Annotated in this window: 2 protein-coding genes; both read left to right on the top strand. The window is 65.1% G+C overall.

Annotation, left to right across the window (positions count from 1 at the left end):
- Window positions 1-606: tetratricopeptide repeat protein (locus BKY26_RS08730; protein WP_131541813.1), on the top strand; the 606-nt coding region annotated here is incomplete at its 5' end.
- 23 nt (window positions 607-629) lie between these two features.
- Window positions 630-1,863, top strand: a 1,234-nt coding sequence (locus BKY26_RS08725) for an SEL1-like repeat protein (RefSeq protein WP_146632870.1), incomplete at its 3' end; no start/stop codon positions are given.

Below are 1,863 nucleotides of genomic sequence, written 5' to 3'. Positions count from 1 at the left end.
CCCGACCCGGCAGGCGCCGCCGAAGCCTATGAGCAAGGCACGGCCCTGGGCCATGACTGGGCGCCCGCCAACCTGGCCTATCTTCTGTCCGACGGTGATCCGTCTGTGCCCGATGACATCGACCGGGCGGTGACGCTCTATCACCTCGCCTATGAGCGCGGGAATATCGAGGCGCTGTCCGATCTGGCCTATATGTACTGGGATGGCGTCGGCGTCGCGCAGGACCATGCGGAGGCCCGCCGCCTGTTGCAGGTGCTGGCCGATCTGGGCTTGCCGGGGCAGATCAACGATCTGGGCTACATGCATGAGGCCGGGCTTGGCGGGCCGGTGGACTTTGACGGCGCGCTGGCGCTTTACCAGCAGGCTGCCAGCATGGACTATCCCTTCGCGGCCTGGGGCGCGGCGACGGTCTATCTCAACCCTGACTATGCCGGGGCCGACCGGGTCGAGGGCTATGCCTGGTGCGCCTATGCCATTGCGCGCGAAACCGATTCCGGCCGCTCCGCCGAGTATCAGGAAAGCTGCGGAACCCTGCCCGAAACCCTGTCCGAGGCCGATATCGAAGCGATCGCGACCCGGACCGAGGAATTGCTGACCACCTACTGACCCATTCACGAAGGAGAGCCATTATGAACCTCAAAGCCATGTCCGTCGCCGCGCTGCTCTGCCTTGCGGTACCTCTTCACGCGCAAACGGCCGATGACGCCGTGGAGGCCTATCGCGCGGGCAACTACGCGCTGGCGCTGGAAATTTCCCGCCCGCTGGCCAATTCCGGCGATGCGGTGGCGCTCAACATGATGGGCATTCTCTACGAGAATGGGCTTGGCGTTCCCGCCGACGGGTTCCGGGCCGTCAGCTACTATCAGGCCGCCGCCGATCAGGATCTGCCGCAGGCGCTGAACAATCTGGCCGATCACTATCTCGACGGCTGGTCCGGGCAGGACCCGCGCCCCGATCTGGCCATTCCGCTGATGCTGCGCGCCGAGGAGATGGGCTATGCCGGGGTCTACAACAACCTTGGCGTGTCCTATTTCGAAGGCCATTTCGGCACCCCGGATTCCCGTCGCGCGATGGAGTATTTCCGCCGGGCCCATGAGGCGGGCTATGTGGATGGCACCGCGAATGTGGGCTGGATGTATGCCCATGGCGAAGGGGTGGAGGAAAACCAGGCCGAGGCGCGGCGCTTCTATGCGCTGGCCCATGACAATGACGGCCCCCTCTGGGCGCTCGAAAACCTCGCCGACATGCTGCGGGAAGGCGAGGGCGGGCCGGCCGATCAGCCACAGGCGGTGGCGCTTTACGAAGAGGCCGCCGAGCGGGGCAGCTCCTACGGCGCGAACTGGCTGGGGTATTACTATGACAATGGCGAAGGCGGCCTTCCCGTCGATCACGACCGCGCGGTGGCCTATTTCATGCAGGCTGCCGAACAGGGCAGCACGACCGGCTATTACAACCTGGGCTCGATGTATGAAGGCGGGCGCGGGGTCGAGGCCGACCCTGATATGGCGCGCCATTATTATCAACTGGCCTCCGATCAGGGGGATGCGGATGCGACCTATGAACTGGCGGTCATGTATTGGCACGGGGATCTGGGCTATTCCGATGAAATCGAGGCCCGCCGGCTGATGGAACTAGCCGCCGAACGCGGGGCCGAACTGGCCTTTGGCGATCTTGGCCTGATGCTGCGCAACGGTGTGGGTGGCGCCCGGGATCTGCTGCGCGCGGGCGAGATGTTTCAGCGCGGACTGGAGGAGAACGACTCTCTGGCCTACGTGAACCTTGGCGAGGTCATCTCCGATCCGGCCCATCCGGGCCACGATCCGGTGCGCGGCCTGGCCCTTTGCCTGCGCGCGGTCGAGATCA

Origin of the sequence: Nioella sediminis (genome assembly GCF_001879695.1) — a bacterium.
Classification (GTDB): domain Bacteria; phylum Pseudomonadota; class Alphaproteobacteria; order Rhodobacterales; family Rhodobacteraceae; genus Nioella; species Nioella sediminis.
The sequence above is the reverse complement of the archived record's forward strand: the minus strand, read 5'-3'. Positions and strand labels throughout refer to the sequence as shown.